This is a genomic window from Microcoleus sp. F4-D5 (assembly GCF_036704885.1).
Lineage (GTDB): Bacteria > Cyanobacteriota > Cyanobacteriia > Cyanobacteriales > Microcoleaceae > Microcoleus.
Window position 1 is genome coordinate 54,861 of the sequence record NZ_JAUBSX010000009.1, and the last position, 22,303, is coordinate 77,163.

The window sequence follows — 22,303 nt, forward strand, 5'->3', positions numbered from 1 at the left end:
ATCTCGAAAGGGCGATCGAGTTTTATCGGGCTGCTTTAACTGTTTATACCCTTGAGGATTTCCCCGAAAAATGGGCAATGACTCAAAATAACCTAGCTGCTGCCTACAGTGACAGAATCAACGGTTCGCGGGCTGATAATCTGGAAAGGGCGATCGAGTTTTATCAGGCTGCTTTAACAATCATAACTCGTGAGGCTTTCCCGCAAAATCATGCAGTAACTTTATATGGTTTAAGCGATCTTTACCGAAGCAACCAGCAATGGCAACTAGCCTATGATAATTACGCCCTAGCGATGGAAACAGTAGAAATTTTACGGGGTGAGGAATCTGGGGATGAAAACAAACAGAAATTAGCCGAAGCATGGAATCAACTTTACCTTGGCATGGTAGAAGTTTGCATCGAACTGAAACGCTACACCGAAGCTGTGGAATATGCGGAACGTTCCAAGGCGCAAAACTTAATCGAGTTGCTATCGGTAAAAGATTTGTATCCCCAAGGAGAAATCCCTCCCGAAGTGCGCCAAGAGTTGCAACAGTTAAGGCTGAGAATTGCTGAGGAAAATCAACGGTTAAAACAAGCTGAAGAGAAAAACTACGACACCATCAACCAACTTCGCCAAGATTTAGCAGCAAAATATCCCTATACACCTCTCAATTTTGGTGATATTCAGCAGTTAGCAGGTCAAAAAACAGCAATTGTTGAATGGTACATTTTGAATAATATCTTTTGTGCTTTTACGCTCACCAATAACAACTCCCAACCACAATTCTTATCATTTAATGAATCAGATTTAGACAAGTTAACTGATTGGACAAATGAATATTTAGGAGATTATTACAGCAACAGCCAACAATGGCAAAACAGCCTGGGAACCAAACTAGCAAACCTCGCCCAAATTCTCCACATTGATGAAATACTCGCAGCCATTCCCGAAACTTGCGATAAACTAATCCTGATTCCCCACCGCTACCTGCATTTATTCCCAATTCACGCCCTCCCTGTCAGCGGGGAAATTTGGCAGCGCTTTCACCGCGACAACGAAAATTGCCCTCTAAATCCCTGTCTCGTTGACTGCTTCGACAATGGAGTTTCCTACACCCCCAGTTGCAAAATTCTCCACCAAGTCCAAAAATACAAACGGGGTAAATTCGATAAATTATTCGCCATTCAAAATCCCACAGATGACTTGATGGCTGCCGACATGGAAGTAGAAAGCATCAAAAACATCTTCCCCAGCCCAGAAGTATTAGCCAGCCAAGATGCCAAAAAAGGCGCCAAATCAAAGGAAACACTAGAAATCGCCGAAAGAGTCGCCGACAGCCATCATCTGTTCTTTTCCTGTCACGGTTTCTTCGACCCCAACGATCCGCTAAAATCGGGTTTGCAACTAGCCGACGGTACTCTCACCCTAGAAGAAATCATCTGCTATTTCAACCTCAGCGAATGCAGTCTAGTCACCCTTTCCGCCTGCGAAACCGGACAAGTCCAACTCGACAACACCGACGAATACATCAGCCTTACCAGCGGTTTCCTACTAGCTGGTAGTCCCAGTTTATACGTCACCCTGTGGTCAGTAAATGCCTTTTCCACAGCAATTTTACTCATCAAAACCTACGAAAACCTCTACCACCAACCGGGTAAACTCGCCCTAGCATTAAATCAGGCCCAAATCTGGGTACGAGACACCGACATCCAAGGCTTCCTCGACTGGACAAACCAAAGTCACCTTTTAGACGATACCTGGCGGCAAATCTTACAAGACTGCTTGGAAGAAGAGAAAGAAACTCAAGGAGTTAGTGCTAAAATTTATCAAAACCCCTATCATTGGGCCGGCTTCTGTGCCGCTGGCAAAGGAGAGCAAAACATGGCTAATAGCACCAGCAAACTAGAAATTTTCCAGGAATTAATTAAAGAATCAGATTTATTTGTTAACCTGAGAGATGCCCTAGTTTCTCTCAAAGGTAAATTAACAGACAATGATGAAGAGAATATCAAAATTATTGAGACTTGGTTGCAAGACAAACCAGAAATCAGGCGAAAATACAATACTAAGTTAATGCAAGCGGGAGTTAAATTAGGCAATAGAGCGCAATCAACTACCAAGCCGGGACAAGAAAGCCAAATATTGAAGGAAATCATAGAAAATCTTATTGTCGCCCCCGAAAAACCTCCCGAACAAAATAAAGATACGCCCTAGTCTCCATGAAAAACTTTAGTATCAGTGTTTGTTTTTTCCATCTAAATCAGACCTTGAATGAACCTCTCGATCGAGTTTCACCGCAAGCCGATTTAATCTGGGAAAATCTAATTAAACTCAGCGAAAAACTGCCTTTCACTGAACTAAAAGATTTGAAATCAAAATTAGCGTGTTATGAGTTCGATTCCGAATCAAATGTTTTCCAGCACAAAGGAGAATCATTAAATTTAATCAATCTCTGGCTGACCAAAGAACAACAGCCGATCGAACTTACTGCCATTAACCAAAATGGATTAGCGATCGGCGGGAAGCTGCAACCCTTTTTATTGAACGATACCTACGCCTTCGACTTAGCTTTATATCCCGAAAATCCCGATCGAGAAATCGCACCAGAAGAACTCTATTTATTTGAACCCAGCAGCCTCTTTTTAGACTGTTCCGAAAACACCCTCGGTGAAACCATCTGGTTTTACGGAGAAACAGCAGTAGGTGATGCAGAATGTCAAGATGCAGCCGATACATTGGTGACAAATTTTCTGAAAAACACTAAATTTACAGCTAGATTAGTCGATGAAGGTAAAGGTAAATTACTGAATGTTCCATTATTGGAATATGAAATTAAACAAGAAAATCAGCCGAATAAACTCTATAAGATTTTAGTCTGGATTAATAATCAAGCCATCAATCCAGACTTTACCTCAGCTTATGACAATTTATTTGGCGCGCTATGGACTCGCCACAAAATAGAATATGTCTACCCACAAGGGCGAGAAAGTTATAAAAAATCCCGAAAAATTTATAGCGAACTAGAAGCAAAAATTAAAGAATTCAAGCAAGATTTGCCTTTAGAAGAACTGCAAAAACTTCTGGAATCAATGCCAGAACTATCAATGCAGTATCAACGGCAACTGAGAAATCTGCAAGCGCATTATACCACAATTAAAACCAATCAGATAAACTATCAAAACTATTTGCAAGAATTCTGGCGATCGGGCGATATTCCCAGTTGGCGGGAGTTTGGCGAAAATACCTGCAAGCGCTATCTCGACCAAATAGAAACCTACCTCAGTTATATCCAGCCGGGTAAAGACTTGATCGGCGAATTTATCAATACATTGCGGGGTTTGGTGGAAATAGAACAAGCCAAGTCCGATCGCCAACTGCAACAAACTTTACAGAAAAAAGAGGAAAAAGAAAAAGAGCGCGATCGCAATTTACAAAACACGATTCAAGCAGTCGGTACCGGCATCGGTGTCGGAGTCGGCTTTGCCGGAATCGTAGCAGCCGGCTACCCCTTAATGGAAAAACCTTGGGATTTCCCTTCTCCCCAACATCCTCTGCTACCGCCGCATCCCTTCATTATTGCCGTTGTACTTAGTTGTTTATCCGGTGGAGGCTTGGGATGGTTGGCTTGGTTTTTCACTAAACGCCTCCTCAACGCTAAATCATCACCTCAGCAGACAAGTTTACCTAGTCCCCAAAATCAACTTCCCTCTGGGGATGTGTAATCGCCCTCTGCTTTCTTTGTTAATTACATTTTCGCAGTCATATTCTCGCGACTTACTGATAAATCTGTTTACTCTTTGACAACATCCATCAACTCTTCAATCAAAACATCGAGGGTGCGAGCTATTTTTTGAATGGATGTGATGTCAACCGTTGCTAGTCCTTCCGATCGCGCATAGTGCCTGACTGTGCTGTACGGAACCTCCGATCGATCGGCAACATCCTTTAGCGTCCATCCTTTTTCGTCAGCCAACTCTCGGATTCGGAACCTAACTAACCCCATTCTACTTGACAAACGATAACTATCTATGTTTTTAATTCAAACACAATAGTCGATCGACAGTTAAACAGTATTTTGTATGGTGCGGATCTGTCAGAAGTTCGATCGCACTTAAAGATATCTGATGAATCCGCACCCTACCGTACTCGATCGACTTTCTAGAAAAACCACTCAATATAAAACAACTGCCGACAGCCAAAACTGTCAACAGTTGTTTTACATATTCAATGCGGATGGCGAGACTCGAACTCGCAAGGACATAATGCCACACGCACCTCAAGCGTGCGCGTATACCAATTCCGCCACATCCGCTCTTTCTGGCACTCTCCGGGATTTTTTCGTTACGAGTTAAAGATTCACAGGTTGAGGTTCCTGACATTTAACTTGTGACTTGCCCTTTTGCACCGCCGATTTACAATCATAGCACCACTACCAGCAAAATGTAAAATAAATTTTTATGAACAATTTCTGGAAAACGATTATCCAGAACATACCGAAAGGCATTATTGTACAGAATATTGAGTGAATTAAGCAGCGAAGATGGGGTTCTCGAAAATTTTAATCGCTAATCGGGGAGAAATAGCTCTCCGCATACTGCGTACGTGCGAGGAAATGGGGATTGCCACGGTCGCCGTTCACTCCACCGTAGATAAACACGCCTTGCACGTCCAGTTGGCAGACGAAGCCGTTTGCATCGGCCCCCCCACCAGCAGCAAAAGCTATTTAAACATCCCCAACATCATCGCGGCCGCCCTGACGCGCAACGCCGCAGCCATTCACCCCGGTTACGGCTTCCTCTCGGAAAATGCCCGCTTTGCCGAAATCTGCGCCGACCATCAAATTACCTTCATCGGCCCTTCTGCTGCCGCGATGCGGGCGATGGGCGACAAATCCACCGCCAAAGAAACGATGCAGCGGGTGAAAGTCCCCACAGTTCCCGGTAGCGACGGATTGCTGGCGGACGAACACGAAGCTTTGTCGATCGCCCGCGACATCGGCTATCCTGTGATGATCAAAGCCACCGCCGGCGGTGGTGGCCGGGGGATGAGGCTAGTGAGAGAAGCATCCGAACTCCCCAAACTGTTCTCCGCAGCCCAAGGCGAAGCCGATGCAGCCTTCGGCAACCCCGGACTTTACCTCGAAAAATTCATCGAAAAACCCCGGCACATCGAAATCCAAATTCTCGCCGACAACTACGGTAACGTCATCCACCTCGGCGAGAGAGATTGTTCCATTCAGCGCCGACACCAGAAACTCCTCGAAGAAGCCCCCAGCCCAGCCCTCACCCAGAAACTCCGAGATCAGATGGGTCACGCCGCCGTCGCTGCAGCCAAATCCATCAACTACACGGGTGCCGGCACAGTCGAATTTTTGCTTGACAAATCGGGCAAGTTCTACTTCATGGAAATGAACACCCGCATCCAAGTAGAACATCCCGTCACCGAGATGATTACAGGCCTCGACTTGATAGCCGAACAAATTCGCATCGCCCAAGGCGAAAAACTGCAAATCAAGCAAAACCAAGTAATTCTCAACGGCCACGCCATCGAGTGCCGCATCAATGCTGAAGACCCCGATCGCAATTTCCGACCTCACCCCGGCAGAATCAGCGGTTATTTGCCTCCGGGCGGCCCCGGCGTGCGGATGGACTCTCACGTTTACACCGATTACGAAATACCCGCTTACTACGATTCTTTAATCGGTAAATTGATCGTCTGGGGGCGCGATCGACCTACAGCCATCCGGCGCATGAAACGCGCCCTGCGGGAATGCGCCATCACCGGCGTCCCCACCACGCTGGGCTTTCACCAAAAAATCCTCGATTCCCCCGAGTTTCTGTGCGGCGAAGTTTACACCAATTTTGTCGAACAGTTCTTGAACCAAAACACTCATTAGTCAGTTGGCAGTTGGCAGTTGGCAGTCAACCGCCAACAGTCAACAGTCAACAGTCAACCGCCAACTCTTACATCATCATCGTCAGCAGCCCTTGCTGACCTAGAATCATTTCTCGCAGCAAGCTACAGATACCGACCCAAATAATCGGCGTAATGTCCACCCCGCCGATCGGCGGTACAATCTTTCTAGTTACGGCTAAAAAAGGTTCCGTCGGCCAAGCAATCAGACTCAACGGCAACTTGCTTAGATTCACCTCGGGATACCAAGTCAGAACGATCCGAAAAATAAAGAGCAAAGTCATCAGCACTAGGACAGAGCCTAGAATCCAACTTGCAACGGTAATACCAGTCATGGGTCTTATCTCGAAATCTTAAGTTTTGTTAAGTCTGCTATTCATAATTTTAACCGTTTGACAGGTGCGATCGAAAGTATAAAATTAATAAAAATCAAATTGTTGTAACAAAGGCTTTGAATCTATGACTCCTTCTCTCGCGAACTTTTTGTACAGCCTGCTGGTGGGCGTGGCTGTGGTAGTGATTCCAACAACGGTCGCCCTGATCTTCATCAGCCAAAAAGACAAAATCAAGCGCACCTACTAAAAAGTCTGGGGGGCTTCGAGTCAGGCGTAAAAGTCAATTTTCGCCTGCACCTCAGGCCTTTTCCCGATCTGAGAAACCTCAGCTACCAGCAACTGTCAAGGCAAAACCTTCAGTTGACTGCCAAGCTGAGGTTTTTTCCCGTTAAACTCATTATTATACTCACTTCCCAAGCTGAAACCCTGACCGGACGCTGCCCCAGAAAGCACAGTCGGGATAACAGACTTAATGATAGATGTAAAATCTAACTCGCTAACATAGGAAAGACATAGGAGATAGGCTAATGGTCAATTTAGGATTGAACTGGAGCAGCCTGTTAGGGATCATCCTAGCAGTAGCAGGGGCAGGACTGTACTTTCTGCGATCGTGGCGTCCCAAACTAGCCCGAGACCACGATATTTTTTTTGCAGCAGTCGGCCTGCTGTGCGGCGGTATTCTGTTATTTCAAGGATGGCGGCTTGACCCAATTCTGGCCTTCGGTCAATTTCTGCTCACCGGTTCGGCAATATTTTTTGCAGCAGAAAGCATTAAGCTACGGGGAGCGACCACAGCCCAAGCCAAAAGTCGCGCTCAATACATAGATGAAGACCGACCTGTCAGCAACGCCTACGCTTACGACGGCTACGATGCCGACATTGAGCAGCTAGAACCAGAAGAAGACTATCCGCAGCGTCGTCGGATTAGAGGCAGCCAAGACTACCGTTCCTCCCGGGAAGCCGAGGACGACGAACCCCGCCGCCGTCCCTCGAATCGCAACGGCAGCGTTAACACCACCAAGCCCGACTCGCCCGATCGACGATCGTCGCGCAAACGTCCCTCTCGCCCAGAAGCCCCGCCCGCCCAAGAGTCTGACAACTGGGACGTTACAGACAACCCCGAAGAAAGACCGGCCCGCAGCCGCAGCAGTCGCCCCCCTGCTTCGGAAAACCGCAGATCCGATACCCCGCCGAGAACCAAAAAACCCCGTCCTGCAGAAACATCGAGGTCTCGCCCCAGCAACCGCGACGTGGAAGCACCGCCGTCAGATTACGTGGAGTATCGACCTGTAGAATACCCGGAAGACCAACCGGATAATTCCCCCAGTTTCGACAAATAGGCAAACACTCAGTAGATGGGTGAAACTAAACATTTATCCCGCAGAGCCGGTTTGGGAAACTTCTGAACTCTAAGTGGCGTTTATGGATACCCATCTACTTATTCTCTGATGTTATAGTTATTAAAAAGACGGTAAATTACGAGTTTGAAACCGCAGATAAACGCAGATATACACAGATAAAAGCTAATTTTTGTATATATATTTTTTTACATACCGAACCTGTGGAACTAATCGACAGCATAATAATCTAAATATAAAATCCCGAATATCCAATCAGCAAGATGCCATTACTCGAAATAGGAGATCCGGCTCCCTGGTTTTCCATTCCTTCTACAAATAACCCCTTATTTCATTTCTCGACGGTTGCCGGCCGGCGAGTCGTGCTGTTTTTCTTTGCCAGCACAGCTTTTGAACAAATCCAAGTTATCCTTAAAAGCTTCCAAAAACTTTCAGAAGAATTCCAAAGCTTGCAAGTACCGCGGTTCGGAGTGAGTGTTGACCCAGCAGACAAAGAACACAACAGACCGACAACAATTGCTCCGTCATTCATATTTTTCTGGGACTTAGACAAACAAGTCAGCCAGCAGTACGGTGTTTTCCGAGATGTCGAAGAAAATGGAGTTGCGGGAGTTCACTATGCACCACAAACTTTTGTTCTCAACGAAAACCTTCAGATCGTTAATATATTGCCGATGGGCGAACCGCAGCAACACGCCCAGCAAGTATTAGATTGTCTCAAAAGTTTGCCCCCAATTGAGGAAGCCCGAGCCGCTACTCGCCACGCACCGGTGTTAGTAATTCCTAACGTTTTGGACAAACAATTTTGCCGTACTTTGATCGATATGTACAAAGCTGACGGTGGCAGTCCGTCGGGCTTTATGAGGCAAATAGACGGGAAAACAGTTGGCCTGCACGACGACAGTTTCAAGAAGCGCCGAGATTTCTTTATTAAAGATGAGGATTTCCAGCGACAATTGAGTGCGATTATTTTCCGCCGGGTGCGGCCGGAAATAGAAAAAGCTTTCCAATTTACAATTACCAGGTTTGAACGGTATTTGATAGGTTGTTATGATGCCGAGACTGGCGGTTATTTTCAGCCACACCGCGACAACACTAGCAAAGCTACGCTGCACCGCCGGTTTGCGATGACGCTAAACTTGAATGTGGGAGAGTACAAGGGGGGATTTTTACGGTTTCCAGAGTACGCGCCGCACGGTTATAAAGGCGATTCTGGCACGGCGATTATTTTTTCGTGTTCTTTGCTGCACGAAGCGACTCCCGTGATTAGCGGCCAGCGTTTTGCTTTGCTGTCATTTTTCTACGGCAATGAGGATGCCGAGGTGCGGAAAGCTAATTTCAAGTATCTTGCTGCTGACTCAGATTCCCGAATTGGAGAACCGGCGTGAGGAAGGTCACTACCGCGGTGCAAGTCCTAAAATAATTAGAGAAGGTAGTTAGCGGTTAGCCACAAAACCTAATTCCTAGCTGCCGATCGCTAAATACTAATCGATCGCCATGAATTTCAAACTTCTAAGTTTAGCAGTATCGGGAATTTTAACGGTTGGGGTAACAGCCAGCGCTGCTGCGGTTGTGACGGCATCCCCTGGGCCGCAATCAACAGATTCAACGGAATTTAACTCGGTGCATTCACAAGGTGCGATCGCCCAAAATGTCGAAGAACAAACCAACATTCGAGTCTACGAAAAGGCCAGTCCGGCGGTTGTTACCGTCGATACAGATAAATCTAACGGCAGCGGCACAATTATCAGCCCTGACGGCATGGTGTTAACCAACGCCCACGTTGTTTCGGCAGGCGGTACCGTCAATATCATTTTGTCAGACGGCAGAAAACTTGTCGCCGATGTCATCGGATTCGGCGAAGAAGGTCTAGACTTAGCCGTGGTGAAGATTCGCGGTCAAAATAATTTACCTACCATTCCTTTAGCCCGTCCCGGTTCGGTGAAAGTCGGGCAACAAGCATTTGCGATCGGCAATCCATTCGGTCAATTTCAAGGTACTTTTACAGTCGGAATCGTCAGCCGCATCGACCAGCAGCGGGGCTTAATTCAAACCGACGCCGCCATCAATCCCGGCAATTCAGGAGGCCCGCTGCTCAACAGTTCAGGAGAATTAATCGGCGTCAATAGTTCTATTTTTACTCGCGGTCGGGGTGGAGGCAATATCGGTATCGGTTTTGCAATTTCCGCAGACAAATTACCCGCTTTCCTGACAGCGGTGCGAGAAGGGCGAGCTCCCCGCGTGGCTCAAGCCCGATCGCCCTTTGGTGGCAACAAATCACCTCAAAAAGTTGCGTTAAACGGGCCCGCCGTCAGCGGCCTCCTCACCGAGAAGTCTAGCGTTCTGCCAACCGACAACAGCTTTTTTGACCTCTACTCCTTTGAGGGAAAAGCCGGCCAGCAAATCACAATAGAAATGAAAAGTCAAGAAATTGACCCTTATTTAATTTTGCTCGGGCCCAACCAGCGCGAAATCGCGCAAGATGATGACGGGGCAGGCAGTAAAGACGCCAGAATTACAGTCAGGCTGCCAGCAGACGGGACTTACACGTTAGTGGCAAATTCCTACCAAGCTAGGCAGTCCGGGGCTTATACGTTAGAACTGAAAGCGAGTGCTCCTACCGCACCTTCTCGGGCGATTTTGCAAGAAGAAGGCGCTTTAGTCGCAGGCGGCCCAGTATTGCCGTCTGACAACAGTCTGTATCGCGAGTATACTTTTGAAGGTCGATCGGGTCAGTCTGTAGTGATTTCCCTCGAAAGCACAGATTTCGATCCCTATGTGGCTATCTTTGGTCCTAACAGCCGATTAGTGGCAGAAAATGACGATGCGAGCGATTCGACTAAAAATGCGTTTTTGAGTGTTACTTTGCCCGCTACGGGTCGCTACCGCGTAATTGTCAATGCTTACGACGCTTCGGGTCGGGGTCGTTACACTCTAACTGTCCGGTGAAAATTGGCCAAACAGGCCAAACAGGCCAAACAGGGCATTGGTAGCACCTAACAAATAACTCATGACTACTGACTGCTGACTACTGACTACTGACTACTGACTTATTCCTTCCTTCTTCTTTGCAAATCGAGGTAATTCATGCGTCAAGTTAGATTTTGGGCGATCGCGCCAATTGCTCTACTAGCTACTTTTTCTGGCAAGCCGAATCTCTCCCTGCCAGTTTCAAATTCAAGTGGAGTTGCTAACAGCAGTTCCACCCTCATTTCAGCAGAATTTCCTCAAAATTTACCTGATGCGAGGCTTGCTGGCAAGGCTGTTGTAGCTCAGGCAACCCCCAATCCGTCGCCATCACCACAGAGTTCGCCAACTCAGAGTCCAACTGTAGAAACTTCGCCGAGTCCCGATCCGGGTTCATCTAAAGTCATTTTAGAGCAAAACGGAGAACTCACCCCTGCTAAGTCTTCTGTACTGCCCTCGGACAGCAGTTTGTACGATGAGTATACCTTTGAAGGCACTCAGGGTCAGAAAGTGGTTGTTACCGTGGAAAGTACCGAGTTTGATACTTATCTCGCTATTTTCAACTCCCAGGGCGAGCTACTTGCAGAAAATGATGATACCACGCAGCAAAATTCCAATTCTGAGCTTACTGTTACTTTGTCTGCGAACGGTCGCTACCGCGTCATTGTCAATGCTTACGATCCGCCTCCAAAAGGTAGAGGCAAGTACAGTTTGACAGTCCGTGAAACAACTGGGAATTAGTTTAAACAAAACTTTGGAGTCAGGGCACGGCATTGCCGTGTCCCGATAATCCTAGGTCGATCGCACTACAAGTAACTGCGATCGACCGGATTACTTCTACAACACATTGTTTGCGATACCGATGCAGTCAATTCATCTGTTTGCTTGCAACTATAAAAGTTATAATCTTCTACCTCTAATTTGATAAACTGTATCTTAAGAAATGAGAATTAAATAAAATCCACTTTTCCTGTTTGTTGTGGGATGGGCGTCCCGCCCGTCCTTTCTGGGCGATCGGGACGACCATCCCACAACAAAAAAGGGAAATTATTTAATTGACGATCCTAAATAAGCATTAAAAATCAAAGGGAAGCTGAAATATCGATAATTTTTCAGCTTCCCTTTTTAATTAATTTTGATTAATTTAACGCAGACCCAGCCATGTCCAAAAATCCTGGCGGGTGAAGAATTCTAGCAGCAAAAGTCCCACGAACCCCACCATCGCAAATCGTCCGTTGATTTGTTCTGCATAGGCATTCCACCCAAACGCTGGTTCTGGTTGTTTTGGGGTATTTGGGGTTGTCGGTTTTGGGGATGGAGGAGTTTGAGCAGTCATTTAAGTCATTTAAAAGTTTTAAGTTTCGAGTTTTGAGTGATGATTTTGGGGAAACTTTGCGATCGCACAACTTGTAATTTACCAGGAAAATGACAGCCGATCGCTAATCTGCTGACTTTTCTAAACTTTGAACCGATTCGATCAGATTTCGCACGGTTTCGGTACCTTCTGAAGGCTCAAAAAACAGGGGGAACTTGCCGCGAGCGATCATTCTCAAACCCAACGGGCCCAGACTCAGCAAACCTTGAACGTCGCGGAAGTAGTTTCCTACTACTTCGATGCCAAATTTGCGCTCATCTATCCAGCCGCCTTCTTTGACGAGATCGATTAAGACTTTGCGGTGGCGGATCGATCGACTGGCTTGGTCGTCTTTGCGATCGAGAATCTCTTGTTTGATCTTACCAATTTGATCCATCGGTGCAACTTCCATCGGACAAACCGAGTTGCAGTAGTAACAGCGGGTGCATCCCCAGACGCCTGCAGTACCCTCGTTGTATTTTTCGAGCCGATTTTCGGTTTCGCTGTCGCGGGAGTCGGCGATCGTGCGGTAAGCTTTGGCGAGGGCGTGGGGGCCGACAAATTCCGGGTTGACTTCGCGGGCGTTGCACTCAGAATAGCACGCGCCGCAGAGGATGCAGTTGCCGGTTTGGTCGAGTTTCGATCGCTCTTCTGGAGTTTGCAGAAATTCCCGTTCTGGAATTGCTCGCGAGGCAGTGCTGACATAGGGTTCAACTGCTTCTAGGTTGTCCCAAAAACTGGTCATGTCAACAACCAAATCTTTAATGACCGGCATATTTCCCATTGGGGCGACGGTGATTTCTGGGATAAAATTGGCAGGCTTTTCTGCTGAGCTGGAATCGGCTATTTTTTGCAGTCTTGCGAGTTCGCCGGCCACATTTTCTTTGCAAGCTAATGCCGATCGACCGTTAATTCGCATAGAACAACTGCCGCAAATTGTATTGCGGCAATTTTTGCGAAAAGCTAAAGTGCCGTCCTGTTCCCACTTGATACTGTTGAGGCAGTCGAGGATGGTATTGCTTTCTTCCACATCTATGGTGTAAGTGTGAACTCGGGGAGGCGCGTTTTGATTTTGGCGGACTACGTTAAAGCGGACTTTCATATTTTGAGTAAGGAATTTAATGTCTATTTTAAGCTAAATTTTCCGACTTGATAGAAAGCTTGTATTTTTTTAACAACTACCTAAAGTCAGATATTTAACAACTTTTATTATTGTTTGCTCGACAGCAATAATTCTTAAGTTATAAATCCGATAATTGCAACTTTTTTAAGGGGATTTTTGAGCTATTAATAGGAGATAAAAGTAATTAATCGCTGCAATTCGCTAGTCGGAGGTGCGTGATGTCCAGCTTGTTTGTATTAACTTTCATGTTTTCAACGCCGGCCTTTTGTCTGGGTTTGCTAAATCCTCAATGGGTGGGACTGGACACTCGCAAGCGATCGGCTGCCTTGTACGGCGGGTTGATGGCAGTTTCGTTCGTTTTGCTTGGGGTTACAGCACCTAAGCCGCCGCAACCAGTTTCCTCGGGGCTGCTGGCCTCAACTGAATGGCCAGAATTTAGGGTAAGCGGACTTTTTCGCTGAACGTAGGTGCTGAGTCTGCACCTCACTTGTATGGCATCGAGATCGAGACTCGATCGCTTGCCAAACACTGCGTTAGATTTGCTCTGCCAAAAACCTCGGTTAATGATGAAGGCTTTTTTCGGTGATTGTACCAATTGAAGAACGCAAATCGATCGGCTAAAATCATCTAATTGTTGAGCTTGCGGTGCTGGTGCAGCTATGACTTACAGCTTGAGAATTGTCGATTTGCCAACGAGCGAACGGCCGCGGGAGCGGCTGATGGCCGGTGGGCCCAAAAGCTTGGCGACTGCGGAATTGATTGCAATTCTCCTCGGTACCGGACAGGGAAAAGGCAAACTTTCGGCCGTCGGGCTCGGACAGTATATTTTAAATCAGTTGAGCTTGCACCAGCGCGACCCTCTGGCTGTGCTCCGCAGTATTAGCGTTCAGGAGTTGACGCAGATTCACGGGATTGGGCCTGCTAAGGCAACGGGGATTTTGGCTGCGGTGGAGTTGGGGAAGCGGGTGTTTCAGTCGCGGCCGCCGGAAATGGCTGTCGTTGACTCTCCGCAAGCGGCGGCGGATGCCCTGAGTCAGGATTTGATGTGGCAGTCTCAGGAACGTTTTGCTGTGGTGCTGCTGGATGTGAAAAATCGGCTGTTGGGTACTCAGATAATTACGATCGGCACAGCTACGGAAACTTTGGCTCACCCGAGGGATATATTTCGGGAGGTGATCCGCCAAGGGGCGACACGGGCGATTATCTCGCACAATCACCCCTCGGGCATTGTGGAACCCAGCCCGGAGGATATTGCTTTGACGCGGCAGTTGCTGGCGGGAGCGCAGTTTTTGTCGATTCCGCTACTGGATCACTTGATTTTGGGGAATGGCGATTTTCGGAGCTTGCGGCAGACTACGACGCTTTGGGACGAGTATCCTCAGGGGGATTGAACTCTTATACTTAACTAATTTGATTGCTGTCATTAGTTATTTGTATCTTTGGGCTGTGCGACGGCTGAATCAGCCCTGACAGCAGGCGAATGTTCAGGCTAGAGTCCCGGACTAGAGCCTGTTTTGGCTGAATGTCGCTGCTGATACTTAGTTTCTAGCCCAACTCGGTTAATCTATTATAGGTAGGCTGAAGAGGTCGCTAATCCGATTTTTTTTGAGCATACTAAACGTATACTAAACCAGCACCTAAATACCCACTTATTAAGAAATTATTAAATGGGATGTAAAATACACGGTGTGGTGATAGGAGGAGAACGTGTTTCTGAGACTTGCAGAACAACACCGTAAATTCGTTCAAGATTTGGTAATGAACCTCCAAGCTTTAGCGATCGTGCTGGAGCATCGGGGTTATCTGGCATCCTGCTACACTTGCGGGGGTCAGATGAACAGTGCCTCATTTATGGTCAGTTTGACGGACAACCATCTGATTCGATTTTTAGTGTCAGATTACGGTATCACTTGGACTGAGATGCGGGACGACCGCGAATTGATGAAACTAGAAGGTGCAGAAGCTATTAGTCAGTTACAAGAACTGGCAAATCTCGTAAAGTATCAAATCCAACCTTCGGAAGCTACTTTAGCGAAGGCGCAGCGAGTTTAGCGATTGCACGGTTCCGAGGAAGGCGACGCAAGAAAGTCGGTGCTTGTCTGCGACAACCGAATCCCCAACGAGTTAGTTGAGAGGGTTCACGTATTGCAGAGCGATGCCTGTTCAACAGACAAGGGTGATCTCAGGGTGCCTTCAGACGCTCAGTTTAGCGCTGAGTCGATCGAACTCTCATCGGGCAGACGGCATACTTTATGCAAAAATTGTCAAACTTGGAACCTCTAGTTTTTTTAGCAGTCGATTCTCCCTTGAGAGCGATTAGCAAAAAGTAGAAGTCTGACTGCGACTCGGCTGCGATGTTAATTTCTAATTTTGGCATTCAAAACTTTGGCATTCAAAAGTCAAAGACTTGAAATTAACTTTGAGCAGGCAGGTAGAATTTAACATCCAGAGTGAGGATAAGGCTGTGAAGATGGGGTGAAGGGCAGACCGCCAGCTATGGCCTACGGCCGATTCAGGAGTCAACTGCAAAGCCAGTAAGGCTTAATTCCAGCCATTAGTCGTCTGGGCTTGATTGAAAACATCTTCATTTGTCTAAAATTCCTGGTTTGGATAGCCGCGAATTCCACTAGACTGTTGGCGCATCAATACTTTGTTGCCTTGGGGGGGTTGAATAATGAACCGCCAAGATGCCAAGTACGCCAAGAAGGAAGAAGAAAGAACAACAGGGATAGAACAAGTAATTGCCGACAATTACCGGAAACGATCTAAGAGGGGTGCGACGGAAGCAAATGTGGGGTGTCACCCTTCACGGATTCGCCAACAGCATCACAATCTTGGCCCAGAGATCAAATTGACACTAATGTCCTTGTGGTCGCCCCAGTAAAGTGTTGCGCACCCCCTACACTCGTCCCAATTCCGGTTGCATCCCCAGTTCTGCCCACACCGGCAGATGATCTGAACCAATTGTTGGTAAAACCTTGGCTGATTTTGCCCCCCAGTGCTGAGAATACCAAACATAGTCAAGCCTCACCAGGGGAAAAGTTAATTTCCAATTTAACTGTTTAACCAGTAAATTCAGATCCCACCCGTTAGGAAAAGTAAAGCCAAAACCCAGTCCTGCGGTTCGGAAAGCATCTTGCATAACCGCTCTCAAATAATAGTAATCTTGAGACTGGTCAGTCAAATTAAAGTCCCCAGCGGCAATAGTCGGCAGCGTTTCTTTCTGGAGTCGCCCCACTAAATCTTGAATTTGTGCCGGCCGGTCGCCGTACTCGTAAACTGGGATTTTGAGGAAAGGCAAAATTTTATGCTGGCGAAACCACGGTGGGGTTGTTGAAATGTTATAAATAACTACATCTTGCTGGTTCATTTCGATAATAGCTCGTTCCTGTGGTTCGTTCCCAGCGGCTAGCTGTAACTTTTGGAAAGAGCGAATCGGATATCTGCTGAGAATCACATGGTATCCGCGCCCCAGGTGGTGCGGGTATAATGCACTCAACTTAGAGAATACTTCTTCGGCGTAATCTTCCTTAATTTCTTGCAAACAAATGAGGTCTGGTTTTTCTTCCTGAATTAGGTTAACCAAAGCTTGTGGGGATTCGTGATGCCAGCCGAGGTTGAGAGAAAAAACCTTGAGGGTTGGCTGAGAGTCACTGATGTTCGCGGGCTGGGGAGAAAAGTAGGTGACGTGTAGCCAACCCAGCAGGCAGATGCCAGCCACAGAGGAAACTATCGCGAACCAGCGTTTCTCGATCAGAAAAAACCCTACAATTGGCAGCAGGAAGATGGGCAAGAAAATCCAAGGAACAAAATCCCCGGTCAAGGCAACCGGCCACAGCCTGTCCCAAAAGATCCGTCTCAGAATCAGATAGCCGACAATCAGTGCTGAGTAGGCGTAGGCGAGAAGTTGAGCAATTCGCTGCAAAAATCGGTAAGACTTAATCATAGCGCCGTCTGCAATAGCATCCTCTTACTGGTCTGCGGACAAAAAACAGGATATTGTCAGCTCAAATTAACTGAAATGGCCGCTCTCCTGCTGAGGCTAGGCAATACACTTCTCCTGTGTCCGGCTCTTTTATTTTATACAGACTTCTGGCTGGAAACAGTGATTGAAAATGGCGATCGGTATTGTCAAACTTCATTAAGCTTGTCAGCATTAATAAACAATATTACTATCATATATAACGCTCCTAATTGAGTTGTGAACACTAACCATACATATAAAGTTTGGGAAATTCAAATATTTGACTATAAACGAAAAAACATAAATAACCTCTTTACTATGGCAAAATATTTACAGCGATAGGCAAATTTATTTAAAAGATTCTTTCCTTGCCACCAAATATCTTAGACTGGATTTTGTTCGGTAGCATTCGGGGAAAATAAAATACAATTTATTTGCCATTTTTCGGGAGGTTTTCCGTGATTTACTAATTTTAAATATTCTCTTAATTCTTGTGATTTATGATAGCTCGCTCCCAAATGATTGTCATTCTTGAGTTGAGGCGTTGTTTTATCAAATATTTTAAAAAGCTAATTGTATTTGATGAATCTCCTTTTTCATAGGGCTGTACTAAAAAATATTTATTTCCATAGTCTAAGGCTCCATAATAGGTTTGCCTCTGTTTTTGATCGGTCATTTCTACTTCTACTCTACGAGCGCTTTTTACCCCAACATACCCACATAAATCTCCCCACAACAAATGACATTCATCTAACACGAACACACATAACTTACCTTGTTTTATATCTGACTGCCATGTTTCTAAATACTCGTTAATTTCTTTTTTTTGAGATTATACCAATTCTGGGTATCCTTTAGGATTCTTCTTTTGAGACTTTTTATAACTAATTTGACCTGATTTAAATAAATAATAGTAACGGGCGTTGTGATTGATACATTACTCCATATTTGGATTATATATAGATAGCTAATTCTGCCAAATCCCACATTGCTGTCTGCCTTAACCAGAGAATTATTTCGGCTTTTTCTGATTTACTTAAGTAGCCCTGCTTCCCTTTGTACGACAGGTTCATCCCTTTCACTTCCAGATTAAAAATTTATTATTCCATTTACTAATAAATCCCACCAACTAAACGTTTAACAGTTTAATATTTTGACGATAAGATATCCCTGACAAACTCCATTTAACTACAAATGCTAGTTTAAGTTATAGAGAATTTGAAATTGATTGAATAAAACCATCTAACTCTTGATTTTTGCGATTGAGTACCTGGCTATGTATTTTGGCAATTTTCTGTTTATTATGTTTTTTAACTTTTATCACATGGGTGTTCAAAAATCAATTATAATTGCTATATTTAGAGTAAGTTGTTGGTTAAATCAAAATTAGCGATCGCGAAGTTAGGAATCTCAAGCAAACGATCGATCTCAGCGAACTACTAGAACCCATCGCCAGTCAATTTCGCAGTCTGGGAATTCCCGAACCAATTACCCATTGGGGGCACCCTGTAATGATGGGGATCGTGGTACTGGCGATGGGCAGTTTTGTCGGGTATACGGGATGGCAAGGACGTTTGGCAACCGATAAAGATGTCGCACTCAAAAGTCGATCGGATCACCGCAAGCTTGCACCGTGGATGTTTCTGTTTTTAGCTTTGGGCTATACAGGCGGCTTGCTGTCGCTGGTGATGCAGCACCAGCCAGTAATGGAAAGCCCGCATTTTTGGACGGGTTCGGCAGTCCTGGTTTTACTGGCTGTTGGCAGCTTGATTTCGCTAACGGGTTTTGGGGGTGGTAAACTAGCACTGCGCGCGGTTCACGCTTATTTAGGCACGGCGGCTCTTGCACTTATGGTGCTGCACGCAGCTTTCGGTTTAAAATTGGGGCTGTCTATTTAGAAGAGGAAGAGGAAGGGGAAGGGGAAGGGAAAGAATGTCAGGAAAGAATTTTTGCGATAACTTACGCACGGGCGGCCAAAAATAGGGTTTTTTATCTATAGTCCTGGACGCATAAATACCAAAGAAACCGGGTTTTTACCAGTTTTAAAGGTCGGGATGCAGTATTTTCGCAAAAACTCGGTTTCTGACCACCCGTGCGTAATATCGTTTGCGGTAGCATCGGAATGATACTGAGGAGACGGCGAGATCGAGAGTGTCCCTACCCGGATTAATTGTAGGGACACTCTCGATCTCGCGGTGTCCTGACTGTGGGTAATATTAATTCCGATGCTACCGGAGTTGATATAACTCCTAATCTAAATACACGGCATTTAGCTTTTTATCTAGTAGGAGTTACGCATGATTGTTTAGAAACCGGGCTTTTTTACGAAAAGACGGGTTGTAGACCCCAGATTCGGTAAAAACCCGGTTTCACCGGCCCCGATGCGTAAGTCCTGTCTAGGTTGAAAAACCCGGTTTTTTTTGTAAGGAGTGCATAAGTCCCGCATAGGTTTCCCTGAAATATTCCCCCTCTAAATTACTAATTAATGAATCAAGCAACGGGTGCAATTTTCTGTCTTGCCTACATTTTGGGATTGATTTCTACAGCGGTTCCTTGGGGTAGATACGCGATACTTGCTTTGGGAATAGCGGTGGCGATCGCCCTGCCGAAATTATTGCGAAAATTTGCTCGAAATTCGGTCAAAGTTACCAAGAAAAGACGCAGCAGACAAAAAGAAAATGCTCTAGAAGAACCCTTAGATGCGAGGGAAGAGTTGAGTTTGTTGGAGATGCTGCCGAGAGCGAAATGGGTGTGGGCAGTTGCGGGTTTGCTAGCATTTCTAGCTAGCGTTTATTTTGCAGTTCGATCGCCCCAACCGGCAATAGATGACATCAGCAAACTGATTCCGGCTGGCGGAAATACTCAAGAAGTCGCAGTGACAGTTCGCGGTAGAGTGGTCGGTACGCCTCGATTGACTCGATCGGGTCGATCGCAATTTTGGCTGGAAACAGATTTAGTTAGCGAAATCAACGGCAGCGAGGGAGGAGCAGTTGTAAACCGCCCAGTATCCGGCAAACTCTACGTTACAGTGCCCCTGCTGCAAGCAACTGGCTTGTACTCCGACAATACGATCGCAGTTGTGGGTTCCTTGTACAAACCGCAGCCGCCGTCGAATCCGGGGGCTTTTGATTTTCAAGAATATTTAGCCAGGGAAGGAGCTTTTGCAGGGCTAAAAGGGCGTCAAATTGACTGGAGGAGAGAAAATGCGATCGCGGATGTCAATCGAGTTAACAGCCAAACGGCTGCTTTCTTCGAGCCAAGCGGGATGCAGCCATCGAAAATTCAAGCGATGCGGCAGCGGATCGTGCGATCGCAGCTATCTCAGTTGAATGTTCCTGAAGGCCCGCTGATCGGTGCGATCGCCCTCGGCAAACAAGCAGTAGATTTACCTTACAACATCCGCGACTATTTTGTGCAGGCTGGATTGGCCCACGCGATCGCAGCTTCCGGCACTCAAGTTTCGATGGTTTTGGCTTTAGTTCTAGCTTTAACCAGGCGTTTTTCCAAACAATTACAATTTTGTTTTGGCGTCGGTGCTTTATTTTTTCTCGTGGCGTTAACTGGCTTTGAAGCTTCTGTATGCCGCGCCGCTTTGATGGGATTTGGAACACTATTTGCTTTGGTGTTGAACCGTGCAATTAAGCCGCTGGGATTGCTGTTAATCGCTGCTACTATTTTACTGATTTTTAACCCTTTGTGGATTTGGGATTTAGGTTTCCAACTGAGTTTTTTGGCCACTTTGGGGTTAATCGTGACAACGCCGCCACTGATGGCAAAGTTGGACTGGATGCCTCCCGCGATCGCTTCAATTTTTGTGGTTCCGATCGCCGCTTCAGTTTGGGTCTTGCCGCTGTTACTTTACGTTTTTAGTGTCGTATCACCTTACAGCATTTTAGTTAATATTATTGCGGCTCCTTTGCTGTGGATTTTGAGTATTGGGGGGATGGTTAGCGCTTTAGCTGGATTGATTTTTCCGCCGGCTGGCACTGTTTTAGCGCAACTTCTGGACTATCCGGCAAAGGGCTTAATTGCGATCGCCCAATATTTCTCGCAATTACCCGGTAATTCGGTAGCTGTCGGTCAAGTATCGGTGTTTCAGCTAATCGCACTTTACAGTTTAATTTGCTGGGTTTGGCTCGGGGGCAGAAAGAAGAAGGAAGAAGCAAGTTCGGCAACAGATTCTGTAACGGATGTAAAGGATAGAAGTAGGAAGGAAGAAAAAAGACGGAAGCCGGAAGCAGTCCGAGGGAAAAACCAGGAAAAGGGGAAAGGGAAGAAAGGGAAAAGTAGAGTTATTGCGCTGCCAGTTTTTTCTGCGGCTTGGATTTTACCGCTGGCGCTGGTGGCGGGAATAAGTATCATAGTTTTGCCAGCTTGGCACGTTCAAGCATCTTTATTTCAAGTTACTTTGCTGGCGACATCTGGGGAACCAGTTTTAGTAATTCAAGATAGGGGAAAAGTGGCGCTGATCAATAGCGGTGATGAAAATACTGTGAGGTTTACAGTGCTGCCTTTTTTGCAGCAACAAGGAATTAATTCTGTGAATTTTGCGATCGCCTCTCACGGTCATTTAGGTTTGAGCGGTGGTTGGGGAAAATTACTAGAACGCTTGCCAATTAAAACATTTTATGATAATAGAGTTCCGAAACAAATTCACCGCCCTAGCAATCAGGAATTTATGACTGCTGTGCAATCGCGCCAATGCGTTTACATTCCTTTAGAAACTAACAGTACAGTCGATCTGGGTTCGACGCGGTTGCAGTTCGTGGATGCGGAGATTCCGGTGGTAGAATTGCTGGTGGGCAATAGAACTTGGTTGCTAGTCGGTGAAATGACACCGGAAGCGCAAAAAAAATTGGCAGCAACGGGAACATTGAAGCCGGCTCAAGTGCTGTGGTGGTCGGGAAAAACCTTGACGGCTGAGTTATTAAGCGCGGTTGGGCCGCAAGTGGCGATCGCATCTGCTGACGAAATCGACCCAGAAACCGCCGCCCAACTGCGCCAAAGCAAAACCCAGATATTCTGGACAGGGCGCGACGGAGCCCTCCAGTGGACTCCAGCAGGGGGATTTAAGACCACTTTGGAATCTGAAGAAAATCAAACTTCTTTTTTATAAAGATTTACAATCTGGCACACTGTGGGGTAAGATGCTTTTAGCTCACATCTCAAATCAATTGGAGAGGTGGCAGAGCGGTTGAATGCGGTAGACTCGAAATCTACTTTAGGGGTAACTCTAACGTGGGTTCAAATCCCACCCTCTCCGTATATCCCTTACTCCACAAAGCTTTGAGGCTATCAGCTTTTT

21 protein-coding genes, 2 tRNA genes and 1 pseudogene are annotated in these 22,303 nt (G+C 46.3%); 14 read left to right on the top strand and 10 right to left on the bottom strand.

Annotated features, from left to right (window positions below):
* The coding region (locus QUA80_RS06575) for a CHAT domain-containing protein (RefSeq protein WP_333422529.1) at window positions 1-2,198 on the top strand (2,198 nt) is incomplete at its 5' end.
* A gap of 53 nt (window positions 2,199-2,251) precedes the next feature.
* Window positions 2,252-3,706, top strand: coding sequence for a hypothetical protein (locus tag QUA80_RS06580; protein ID WP_333422531.1), 1,455 nt, complete (start codon window positions 2,252-2,254; stop codon window positions 3,704-3,706).
* A gap of 68 nt (window positions 3,707-3,774) precedes the next feature.
* On the opposite strand, the gene QUA80_RS06585 is transcribed toward QUA80_RS06580, so the two are convergent.
* The 3 genes from QUA80_RS06585 to QUA80_RS06595 all read right to left on the bottom strand — a co-directional run bounded on the left by QUA80_RS06585 (window position 3,775) and on the right by QUA80_RS06595 (window position 4,296).
* The gene (locus tag QUA80_RS06585; protein WP_332973393.1) at window positions 3,775-3,987 is read right to left on the bottom strand and encodes a helix-turn-helix domain-containing protein; all 213 of its coding nucleotides are present in this window, start codon (window positions 3,985-3,987) and stop codon (window positions 3,775-3,777) included.
* A gap of 31 nt (window positions 3,988-4,018) precedes the next feature.
* A complete protein-coding gene (locus QUA80_RS06590; RefSeq protein WP_333422533.1) occupies window positions 4,019-4,192 on the bottom strand; it encodes a hypothetical protein in 174 nt (57 codons plus the stop codon).
* A 20-nt stretch (window positions 4,193-4,212) separates the two neighbouring features.
* Window positions 4,213-4,296 (bottom strand) — tRNA-Leu (locus tag QUA80_RS06595).
* A gap of 228 nt (window positions 4,297-4,524) precedes the next feature.
* On the opposite strand from QUA80_RS06595, the gene accC reads away from it, so the two are divergent.
* Window positions 4,525-5,880 (top strand): acetyl-CoA carboxylase biotin carboxylase subunit, encoded by a 1,356-nt coding sequence (accC, locus tag QUA80_RS06600; RefSeq protein WP_333422535.1) that lies wholly within the window; start codon window positions 4,525-4,527, stop codon window positions 5,878-5,880.
* A gap of 67 nt (window positions 5,881-5,947) precedes the next feature.
* Here the strand turns inward: accC and QUA80_RS06605 are convergent, their stop codons facing one another.
* Window positions 5,948-6,232, bottom strand: coding sequence for a YggT family protein (locus QUA80_RS06605; RefSeq protein WP_015176974.1), 285 nt, complete (start codon window positions 6,230-6,232; stop codon window positions 5,948-5,950).
* Between the two features lie 124 nt (window positions 6,233-6,356).
* Here QUA80_RS06605 and psbX point away from each other — a divergent pair, with 124 nt between their 5' ends.
* The 5 genes from psbX (at window position 6,357) to QUA80_RS06630 (ending at window position 11,298) form a co-directional block, all read left to right on the top strand.
* Complete coding sequence (gene psbX, locus QUA80_RS06610; protein ID WP_333422537.1) at window positions 6,357-6,479, top strand: photosystem II reaction center X protein; 123 nt, start codon at window positions 6,357-6,359, stop codon at window positions 6,477-6,479.
* Window positions 6,480-6,759: 280 nt separating this feature from the next.
* On the top strand, window positions 6,760-7,572 hold the full coding sequence (locus QUA80_RS06615) for a Ycf66 family protein (RefSeq protein WP_333422539.1): 813 nt from the start codon (window positions 6,760-6,762) through the stop codon (window positions 7,570-7,572).
* A 281-nt stretch (window positions 7,573-7,853) separates the two neighbouring features.
* Window positions 7,854-8,978, top strand: coding sequence for a redoxin domain-containing protein (locus tag QUA80_RS06620; RefSeq protein WP_333422541.1), 1,125 nt, complete (start codon window positions 7,854-7,856; stop codon window positions 8,976-8,978).
* 109 nt (window positions 8,979-9,087) lie between these two features.
* Window positions 9,088-10,539 (top strand): trypsin-like peptidase domain-containing protein, encoded by a 1,452-nt coding sequence (locus QUA80_RS06625; protein WP_333422543.1) that lies wholly within the window; start codon window positions 9,088-9,090, stop codon window positions 10,537-10,539.
* 138 nt (window positions 10,540-10,677) lie between these two features.
* A complete protein-coding gene (locus QUA80_RS06630) occupies window positions 10,678-11,298 on the top strand; it encodes a pre-peptidase C-terminal domain-containing protein (RefSeq protein ID WP_333422545.1) in 621 nt (206 codons plus the stop codon).
* Between the two features lie 403 nt (window positions 11,299-11,701).
* On the opposite strand, the gene QUA80_RS06635 is transcribed toward QUA80_RS06630, so the two are convergent.
* The 3 genes from QUA80_RS06635 to QUA80_RS06645 all read right to left on the bottom strand — a co-directional run bounded on the left by QUA80_RS06635 (window position 11,702) and on the right by QUA80_RS06645 (window position 13,629).
* Window positions 11,702-11,893, bottom strand: coding sequence for a chlorophyll a/b-binding protein (locus QUA80_RS06635; protein WP_333422547.1), 192 nt, complete (start codon window positions 11,891-11,893; stop codon window positions 11,702-11,704).
* Window positions 11,894-11,996: 103 nt separating this feature from the next.
* Window positions 11,997-13,013: a succinate dehydrogenase/fumarate reductase iron-sulfur subunit gene (locus QUA80_RS06640; protein ID WP_333422549.1), complete on the bottom strand. Its 1,017-nt coding sequence runs from the start codon at window positions 13,011-13,013 to the stop codon at window positions 11,997-11,999.
* Between the two features lie 307 nt (window positions 13,014-13,320).
* Window positions 13,321-13,629 (bottom strand): hypothetical protein, encoded by a 309-nt coding sequence (locus QUA80_RS06645; protein ID WP_333422551.1) that lies wholly within the window; start codon window positions 13,627-13,629, stop codon window positions 13,321-13,323.
* A gap of 64 nt (window positions 13,630-13,693) precedes the next feature.
* Here QUA80_RS06645 and radC point away from each other — a divergent pair, with 64 nt between their 5' ends.
* Both radC and QUA80_RS06655 read left to right on the top strand, forming a co-directional pair.
* Window positions 13,694-14,425, top strand: coding sequence for a RadC family protein (gene radC / locus QUA80_RS06650; protein WP_333422553.1), 732 nt, complete (start codon window positions 13,694-13,696; stop codon window positions 14,423-14,425).
* A 316-nt stretch (window positions 14,426-14,741) separates the two neighbouring features.
* The gene (locus tag QUA80_RS06655; RefSeq protein WP_333245150.1) at window positions 14,742-15,086 is read left to right on the top strand and encodes a DUF1815 family protein; all 345 of its coding nucleotides are present in this window, start codon (window positions 14,742-14,744) and stop codon (window positions 15,084-15,086) included.
* A gap of 154 nt (window positions 15,087-15,240) precedes the next feature.
* Here QUA80_RS06655 and QUA80_RS06660 read toward each other — a convergent pair whose 3' ends face one another.
* Window positions 15,241-15,411 carry a hypothetical protein gene (locus QUA80_RS06660; RefSeq protein WP_333422555.1) on the bottom strand — a complete coding sequence of 57 codons (171 nt, stop codon included), beginning with the start codon at window positions 15,409-15,411 and terminating at the stop codon, window positions 15,241-15,243.
* A 297-nt stretch (window positions 15,412-15,708) separates the two neighbouring features.
* Between QUA80_RS06660 and QUA80_RS06665 the strand changes: the two genes are divergently transcribed.
* Window positions 15,709-15,918, top strand: a complete 210-nt coding sequence (locus QUA80_RS06665) for a hypothetical protein (RefSeq protein WP_333422556.1) — start codon at window positions 15,709-15,711, stop codon at window positions 15,916-15,918.
* Window positions 15,919-15,933: 15 nt separating this feature from the next.
* Here QUA80_RS06665 and QUA80_RS06670 read toward each other — a convergent pair whose 3' ends face one another.
* Window positions 15,934-16,980: an endonuclease/exonuclease/phosphatase family protein gene (locus QUA80_RS06670; protein WP_333422558.1), complete on the bottom strand. Its 1,047-nt coding sequence runs from the start codon at window positions 16,978-16,980 to the stop codon at window positions 15,934-15,936.
* A 262-nt stretch (window positions 16,981-17,242) separates the two neighbouring features.
* Window positions 17,243-18,205, bottom strand: a pseudogene (locus QUA80_RS06675) (IS630 family transposase); the annotation flags it as partial.
* Window positions 18,206-18,419: 214 nt separating this feature from the next.
* On the opposite strand from QUA80_RS06675, the gene QUA80_RS06680 reads away from it, so the two are divergent.
* From QUA80_RS06680 to QUA80_RS06690, 3 genes are all read left to right on the top strand, one after another.
* Entirely contained in the window at window positions 18,420-18,896 is a 477-nt protein-coding gene (locus tag QUA80_RS06680; RefSeq protein ID WP_333422679.1) for a DUF4079 domain-containing protein, read from the top strand.
* A 587-nt stretch (window positions 18,897-19,483) separates the two neighbouring features.
* On the top strand, window positions 19,484-22,114 hold the full coding sequence (locus QUA80_RS06685) for a ComEC/Rec2 family competence protein (protein WP_333422560.1): 2,631 nt from the start codon (window positions 19,484-19,486) through the stop codon (window positions 22,112-22,114).
* Window positions 22,115-22,174: 60 nt separating this feature from the next.
* Window positions 22,175-22,261 (top strand) — tRNA-Ser (locus QUA80_RS06690).
* Window positions 22,262-22,303: the final 42 nt, after the last annotated feature.

What these genes read in the sequence shown, in the direction of transcription:
- QUA80_RS06670 (WP_333422558.1), bottom strand. Translation starts at nt 16,980, where the DNA reads ATGATTAAGTCTTACCGATTTTTGCAGCGAATTGCTCAACTTCTCGCC.
- QUA80_RS06685 (WP_333422560.1), top strand. Translation starts at nt 19,484, where the DNA reads ATGAATCAAGCAACGGGTGCAATTTTCTGTCTTGCCTACATTTTGGGA.
- QUA80_RS06620 (WP_333422541.1), top strand. Translation starts at nt 7,854, where the DNA reads ATGCCATTACTCGAAATAGGAGATCCGGCTCCCTGGTTTTCCATTCCT.
- accC (WP_333422535.1), top strand. Translation starts at nt 4,525, where the DNA reads ATGGGGTTCTCGAAAATTTTAATCGCTAATCGGGGAGAAATAGCTCTC.
- radC (WP_333422553.1), top strand. Translation starts at nt 13,694, where the DNA reads ATGACTTACAGCTTGAGAATTGTCGATTTGCCAACGAGCGAACGGCCG.
- QUA80_RS06625 (WP_333422543.1), top strand. Translation starts at nt 9,088, where the DNA reads ATGAATTTCAAACTTCTAAGTTTAGCAGTATCGGGAATTTTAACGGTT.
- QUA80_RS06640 (WP_333422549.1), bottom strand. Translation starts at nt 13,013, where the DNA reads ATGAAAGTCCGCTTTAACGTAGTCCGCCAAAATCAAAACGCGCCTCCC.
- QUA80_RS06605 (WP_015176974.1), bottom strand. Translation starts at nt 6,232, where the DNA reads ATGACTGGTATTACCGTTGCAAGTTGGATTCTAGGCTCTGTCCTAGTG.
- QUA80_RS06630 (WP_333422545.1), top strand. Translation starts at nt 10,678, where the DNA reads ATGCGTCAAGTTAGATTTTGGGCGATCGCGCCAATTGCTCTACTAGCT.
- QUA80_RS06585 (WP_332973393.1), bottom strand. Translation starts at nt 3,987, where the DNA reads ATGGGGTTAGTTAGGTTCCGAATCCGAGAGTTGGCTGACGAAAAAGGA.
- QUA80_RS06615 (WP_333422539.1), top strand. Translation starts at nt 6,760, where the DNA reads ATGGTCAATTTAGGATTGAACTGGAGCAGCCTGTTAGGGATCATCCTA.
- QUA80_RS06660 (WP_333422555.1), bottom strand. Translation starts at nt 15,411, where the DNA reads ATGCCAAAATTAGAAATTAACATCGCAGCCGAGTCGCAGTCAGACTTC.
- psbX (WP_333422537.1), top strand. Translation starts at nt 6,357, where the DNA reads ATGACTCCTTCTCTCGCGAACTTTTTGTACAGCCTGCTGGTGGGCGTG.
- QUA80_RS06635 (WP_333422547.1), bottom strand. Translation starts at nt 11,893, where the DNA reads ATGACTGCTCAAACTCCTCCATCCCCAAAACCGACAACCCCAAATACC.
- QUA80_RS06665 (WP_333422556.1), top strand. Translation starts at nt 15,709, where the DNA reads ATGAACCGCCAAGATGCCAAGTACGCCAAGAAGGAAGAAGAAAGAACA.